The organism is Streptomyces sp. NPDC058579 (assembly GCF_042718575.1).
Taxonomy (GTDB): domain Bacteria; phylum Actinomycetota; class Actinomycetes; order Streptomycetales; family Streptomycetaceae; genus Streptomyces.
This window is the reverse complement of record NZ_JBHXPI010000034.1, coordinates 74196-80195: the sequence shown is the minus strand read 5'-3', so window position 1 is coordinate 80195 and position 6000 is coordinate 74196. Positions and strand designations below refer to the sequence as shown.

At 70.7% G+C, this 6000-nt stretch carries 6 protein-coding genes; 1 reads left to right on the top strand and 5 read right to left on the bottom strand.

Features of this window, described 5'->3' with window-relative positions:
- Positions 1-29: 29 nt before the first annotated feature.
- The 3 genes from ACFWRO_RS28570 to ACFWRO_RS28560 all read right to left on the bottom strand — a co-directional run bounded on the left by ACFWRO_RS28570 (position 30) and on the right by ACFWRO_RS28560 (position 2037).
- Positions 30-452 (bottom strand): DUF6114 domain-containing protein, encoded by a 423-nt coding sequence (locus ACFWRO_RS28570; RefSeq protein ID WP_384514807.1) that lies wholly within the window; start codon positions 450-452, stop codon positions 30-32.
- A 2-nt stretch (positions 453-454) separates the two neighbouring features.
- Positions 455-1126 carry a DUF6230 family protein gene (locus ACFWRO_RS28565; protein ID WP_384514804.1) on the bottom strand — a complete coding sequence of 224 codons (672 nt, stop codon included), beginning with the start codon at positions 1124-1126 and terminating at the stop codon, positions 455-457.
- 239 nt (positions 1127-1365) lie between these two features.
- On the bottom strand, positions 1366-2037 hold the full coding sequence (locus tag ACFWRO_RS28560) for a TetR/AcrR family transcriptional regulator (protein ID WP_384514801.1): 672 nt from the start codon (positions 2035-2037) through the stop codon (positions 1366-1368).
- A gap of 302 nt (positions 2038-2339) precedes the next feature.
- On the opposite strand from ACFWRO_RS28560, the gene ACFWRO_RS28555 reads away from it, so the two are divergent.
- Positions 2340-3002 carry a Tat pathway signal sequence domain protein gene (locus ACFWRO_RS28555; protein WP_384514799.1) on the top strand — a complete coding sequence of 221 codons (663 nt, stop codon included), beginning with the start codon at positions 2340-2342 and terminating at the stop codon, positions 3000-3002.
- A gap of 87 nt (positions 3003-3089) precedes the next feature.
- Here ACFWRO_RS28555 and ACFWRO_RS28550 read toward each other — a convergent pair whose 3' ends face one another.
- A complete protein-coding gene (locus tag ACFWRO_RS28550) occupies positions 3090-3875 on the bottom strand; it encodes a hypothetical protein (protein WP_384514796.1) in 786 nt (261 codons plus the stop codon).
- A gap of 44 nt (positions 3876-3919) precedes the next feature.
- Positions 3920-5830, bottom strand: a complete 1911-nt coding sequence (locus ACFWRO_RS28545) for a ricin-type beta-trefoil lectin domain protein (RefSeq protein WP_384514794.1) — start codon at positions 5828-5830, stop codon at positions 3920-3922.
- Positions 5831-6000 lie beyond the last annotated feature (170 nt).

The window sequence follows — 6000 nt, the reverse complement described above, 5'->3', positions numbered from 1 at the left end:
GTGTCGGCGACAGCGCCCTGGTCTTACGTCTACGCCCGTTTCTCGCGGCGTGCGCGAGGCAGGCGCCAGCGGCGCGCCGGCTGGTCCGGGAGCCAGCCGAAGGCGAGTGAGCTGCCGACGAGGCCGAGGAGCATCCCGATGAAGAACCCGCCGAGGTTCGAGGTGACCCAGGTGGCGAGCGAGGCCAGGACGGCGACGATCGAGTAGAAGAGGCGCTGGCGCGGGTTGAGGACGATCAGCGCCCCGCAGACGATCATGATCACCGGGAGGACGTAGCCGGCCAGGCTGTCCGCCCCCGCCGTGAGGATGACGGTGACGCTCGCCCGTTGGGTGAGGAGGATCTCCACGCCGCCGAGCAGGACCAGGAGGCCCGGGGCGAAGGGGCGGCGGTGACGCCATCCGGCGAAGGCCCGCCAGGGGTGTCGACCGCCGCCGGTGACCGGCGGTGTCATGGTCAGCAGCCCTCGGAAGAGAAGCTCATGTGCAGGTCGGGCAGGGTGAAGCGGGTGGCCGTGGTGGCGTAGTTCTTCTGGTACACGTCGGTGATGGTGACGGTGTCGGCCTGCTGGCCGAAGGAGCCGAGCGGGCCCTTGACCGGGGGTTTGTCGAAGGTGCTGGCGTCCCCGCCGATCTCGATGTTGTCGAACGCCGCGACCTTGCCGGAGATCTCGGTGGAGTCCGTGGTCAGGCCCGCGGCCTTGACGGGGGTGCCCCTGTTGCCGGCCGTGATGAGCAGATGGGTTCCGCCCAGCTCCACGCTCTGGCAGAGGTTGGTCAGTTCGGCCTGTCGGATGGCGGTGACGATGACCAGGACCTGGCCGCCGGTGTCACCGGCGTTGGGGCTGCCCTCGGGCATGGTGTCCATCCCGCCGAACTGGCCGAAGCCGGTCCCCTTGAGGGTGTCGGCCTTGACCACGAACGGCATGCCGGAGATGGCGAACTGGGCGGCGAGCGCGCCCTGGGCGGTCAGCACGACGAGGGTGCCGGCGATCGCGCAGGCGGGGAGCGCCATGAGGCCGGCGCGGCGGAAGCGGACGCGGCCTCTGCGGCGGGGCTCCTCGGCCGCGGGTAAGGCGGATGACGCGGGTAAGGACGCGGTGGGGGTGGGGTCTTCGGACGTAGCCATGAGGTGCTCCTGACAGTCATGAGTCGTGAGGAAACAGACCTGTGGCGGCGATGTCCTGGCGCGGACGGTGGTGTGCGTGGTGTGGCGGTGTGCCGGTTTCCCGTGCCCGCCCGGGTTTTCCTCGCGTGGTCGTACGGAGGCGGCCGCGTGGCAGGGAACCGCCTGGACCGTAAACCCGTCGTTACCGCCCAGTCAACTAGTGTGCGAGGGACGGGTGTTGATCGATCAGACGGAACGCCTCAGGGGTGGCTGAACGGGGACACCACGACGTGCACGAGGGTGTCGAGCAGGAGGGGGAGGCGGTCCGTGCGGTCCTCGTCCACCGCGCGGTGGACCGCCGCGTGGACGGCGCCGACGACGGTGTCCACCAGCTCCTCCCGCGCGACTCCCGGCGGCGCGGGAGGGGCGTGGACGAAGAACCGGCGGAAACTGGCCAGAAGTTCGGCGCGGGCGCGGCGGCCGGCGGGGCCCGCCGACTCGATCTCGACCACCATCCGGGCGAACGCGGGCGTCTGCGAGAGCAGGGCCAGCATCGTCCGCAGCCCCGCCCGCACGGCCGTCGGCCACGACGCCGCGCCGCCCGCCTCCGCGTACGCCCGTTCCATGGCCCGTACGACCATCTGCGTACCGCTCCGGTACGCGGCAAGAACCGCGTCCTCCTTGCCCGTGAACAGGGCGTAGAACACCGGGCGGGTCACTCCGGCGGCCCGGCAGATGTCGCTGATCCGGGCACCGCCGTAGCCGTGCGCCGCGACCATGCGGGCCACCCCGTCGAGCAGCCGCTCGCGCTGGCGCGAGGCCACCTGCTCCGGCGTCAGCCGACGGGGCCCTGGGCGCAGGGAACGCTCCGGGTCGCGGCCCGTGCGGGCGCCGGGCAGCGCCTGCCACTCCTCGGTCGGACGAGCACCCATCACCGGCCACATCCCCCCGGGGCTGTTGACGTCACATACTCGACAGGTTTACAACCCTGATGGGTTTTCCTCTTGTGCGGCGCAAGGCTCCGCACCGCGCACCGCACCGCCGTGCACCGCACCGCACACACACGCGGCAACACCGCACCGCTCATCGTGTATCACGCTCTCGTCGCGTCCCGCGACACCGCTGGGCCGATCCGTGGCGCCGGAACGGCCCGACCCAGGATCCCCCCTTCGCTCCGCCCTGCTCTTCGAGCCTCTTCGAGCACCCCCACCCTGGGACGAAAGGAACCCCCACCATGAACAAGCGTGTCTTCTTGGTCTCCGCCGGAGCCGCCCTCGCCGCCGTCCTGGCCGTCACCCACCCGGCCATCGCCACCGGCGCCGCCGGCGAAGTCCTCACGACCGGCAGCGCGAGCGGTCCGGCCGTCGCGGTCGGCGACGTGCTCACCGCCTCGCTCGCCTCGGGCACCACCGCGAAGATCGCCACGACCTCCGGCGGCAGCACGGGGATCACCTGCAACGTCTCGGCGTTCAACGCGACCGTCACGAGCAACCCGGCCGCACCCGGGACCGCGACCGAGACGCTCAACTCCCACATCCTGAGCACCTGTACGACCAACATCGTGGGAGCGACCGGCGTGCAGAGCATCACGGTCAACAACCTGCCGTACACGACGGCCGTCACGTCCGGCGGCGCGCTCACCGTGACCGCGGGCAGCACGGGCCCGATCCAGACCACCCTGAAGATCAACACCATCCTGGGTCTGACGACCTGCGTCTACCGGGCCACGACTCTGACGGCGACCCCATCGAACACGGACAACTCACTGGCCTTCGCCAACCAGCGGTTCACCAAGGCCAGCGGGCCCGGCACGTGCCCCGCGAACGGCTACTTCACGGCGAAGTACGCCCCGGTCTCGGACACGACTCAAGGCGGCGCACCCGTCTTCGTCAACTGACCGACCCGACGGCGGCGCATTCCGCGCGCACGGCAACAGGTCCGTCCGGGAGCGCCTGTCATGCGCTCCCGGACGGTTCCCCGCGGGTCAGGAACGGCCCGGAGAGCCGAGGTAGGACCGGGCGCGTGCCGCCTGGACGTGGTCGCCCAGGCGTTCCAGGGCGTCTCCGATGAGCCGGAGGGGCTCCCGGGCCGGGCCCGCTTCGTCCAGCATGCGGATGAGGGCGATGCGGGCGTGCTCGACGTGGCCCTGGCGGCGGGCGAGTTCGATCCAGGTGAACGGGCTCCCCGGCGGCAGGCCTTCGAGGTCCTCCGCGACGAGGTCGCGGAGGTTCGGCCGGTAGGCCTCCTCCAACTCGTACGCCCGCAGCTCCTGGGAGTTGAGCAGGACGTAGTGCGGATCGGTGCGCCGGGTGGCCGACTCCGAGAGGGCGAGGAGCTCGGCCAGCGGACGGTCCGGCAGGCCGAGGCCGTCGATCAGCGCCGCCCGCTGGGCGTCGAGCTCGGGGGCGAACTCCTCGCGGGCTTCGTCGTCCCCTTCCCGTACGGCGGCGAGCAGAGCCTCCTCGTCCATACCCGGCTCGACGTTCTCGCACCACTCCGGCAGCCGGACGAGCATCTCCAGCGCCTCGGTCACGGAGTCGGCGAGGAGCGAGGCGTACCCGTCGGAGGACGCGTGGAGCACGGCCGCGCCTCCGCAGAGGAAGTACGTGCCGCCGGTGTCGTCACCGGCGATCGCCTCCAACGACGCGCCGGACGCCAGGTGGACATCCTCCACGTGGTACGCCCGGCCGATGTCGAAGTTGAAGGGGAACTCGGCCAGTGCGGCGAGTTCGGGGCGGCTCCGCAGGAGTTCCAGTACGCGGTCGGTCATGCGTACGCACCCTAGGTCACGCGCCCACGAACCCCCGGGCGGCCCTAGATGACGGTCCGGCGCCACTTCTGGTTGGGCGCTCCCGTGCAGGACCAGATCTGGGCGCGGGTGCCGTTCGTGGAGGAGTTGCCGGTGGCGTCCAGGCATTTGTCCGCGGCCACGTTCACGAGGTCACCTGAGGCCGGCTCGTGGCGCCAGTGCTGGGCGCCCGTGGCGTTGCAGGTGTAGAGCTGGACCTTGGCGCCGTCCGCCGTCGAACCCCCGGTCACGTCCAGGCACTTGCCGAGGGCGCGGACCGTGCCGTCGGGGTGGAGCGTCCAGTTCTGGGCCGCCGAGCCGTTGCACTGGTAGAGCTGGACCGGCGTACCGTCCGCGGCGGATCCGCCCGCGACGTCGAGGCAGGCTCCGCCGAGGCCGACCAGGGACTGGGTGGCGGACTGGGTGCCCGCCCAGGTGAAGGTGGCGGAGGTCTTGCCGGGGAGCGTGTACGTGTAGTGGTTCGCGCCCCAGTTCACGGTCATCTGCCGCGCGCTCGTCGAGTCGTTGTAGGCGATGAGCGCCTTCGAGCCGTCGGGGTTGCGCCAGGCGACGTTGGGGACGTCGGAGGTGGCGGTGGAGGCGATGCGGTGGGCGCCGGGCCGGACGAACTTCGTGAGGTGGCCCATGGTGTAGTACTCGATCGTGTAGTCGACCTGGCCGTGCCGCGAGTCACCGTTGTGGACGGTGATCAGGCCGTCGCAGACACCACAACCGCCGTTGTGCGGGCCCCTGTTCTGGTCGACGGCGAGGGACCACTTGGTGACCGACTTCGCCCAGTTACGGGTGTAGTCGATGATGTTCATCATGTCCTCGCGCTGCTGGTTCGCGATCCAGGTGCCGCCCGAGTGCTCGGTCTGGAAGGCGTTCAGCTGCGGGTAGCGGTCGTGGATCTCGGTCTGCTTGGCAACGTTGCCGCCGTAGCCGTGCCAGGCGATTCCGCCGAAGTTGGGGTGGCTGCGCACGGCGGCGTCGTCGACCGTCTGGGCGGCGTAGGCGTCGTACGTGTCCCAGTTCCAGTCGTGGGCCAGGACCTTGGTGGGCAGCCCGGCGGACTGGAGCCCCGGCAGCAGCTCGCTCTTGGTGAAGTAGGCGAGCCCGGAGGCGTTCCAGCTCATCGACGGGTAGCCGGAGCAGCAGGTCGGTTCGTTCTGGGCGGTGACGTAGTCGACCGGGACGCCCTGGTCGCGCCAGCCCTGGAGGTACTTGACGAAGTAGTCGGCGTACGCGCCGTAGTGCTCGGCCTTCAGCCAGCCGCCGTTCAGCTGGCCGCTGTCCTTCATCCAGGCGGGCGCGGTCCAGGGTGAGGCGACGAGGGTGAGGGCCGGGTTGAGCTGCTTGGCCTGCTTGGTGAGCGGCAGGACGTCCTGGAGGTCGTGCGCGAGGGAGAAGCGCGCGAGGGTGGGGTCGGTCTGACCGGCCGGCAGGTCGTTGTACGTGTAGCCGAAGCGGGCCAGGTCCGAGCCGCCCATGGGGTTGCGGACGAACGACAGGCCGATGCCGTCGGTCGGCGAGAAGAGCTTGCGCATCGTCGCGTCCCGGGTCTCCTGGGACAGGGCTCCGGAGCCCTTCATCAGCCACGCCGCGGTGTCGGTGAACGAGGCGCCGCCGCCGGTGAAGGTCTGGTAGCGGGTGTTCTCGTCGACGGTGAGGGTGGTGCCCGCGCCGCCGATTCCGCTCTGGAAGACGGTCGGCGTCTGTTGCTGGAGGCCACGCGTGACGTGGCGGCCGCCCGCGTCGTCGGTGGTGGTGAGCCAGACGTTCACCTGCTCCCCCGCGGCGTGCGCGGTGCCGGCGGAGAGGCCCGTGATTCCGGCCAGGCCCGTCAGGCCCGAGGCGGTGAGCGCGCCGGCGAGGAGGGTTCTGAGCAGGCGGTTGTGGGGGCGTATTCGGGTGCGGCTGTGCGTCGAACGGAGCATGTGAGTGCCCTTCTCGGCGGTGGGGGTGTGGGGGCCGCGGGTCCGGTCAGTGGCCGGGCCGGGTCGCGTCGAGAGTGAACTGGGCATCGGGTCGGCCGTCAAGGTGTCGCGCATTCACATCCTGAACTCATGGGCCGAGTTGAGACGTTCACCGCGTGAACTCTTGACGG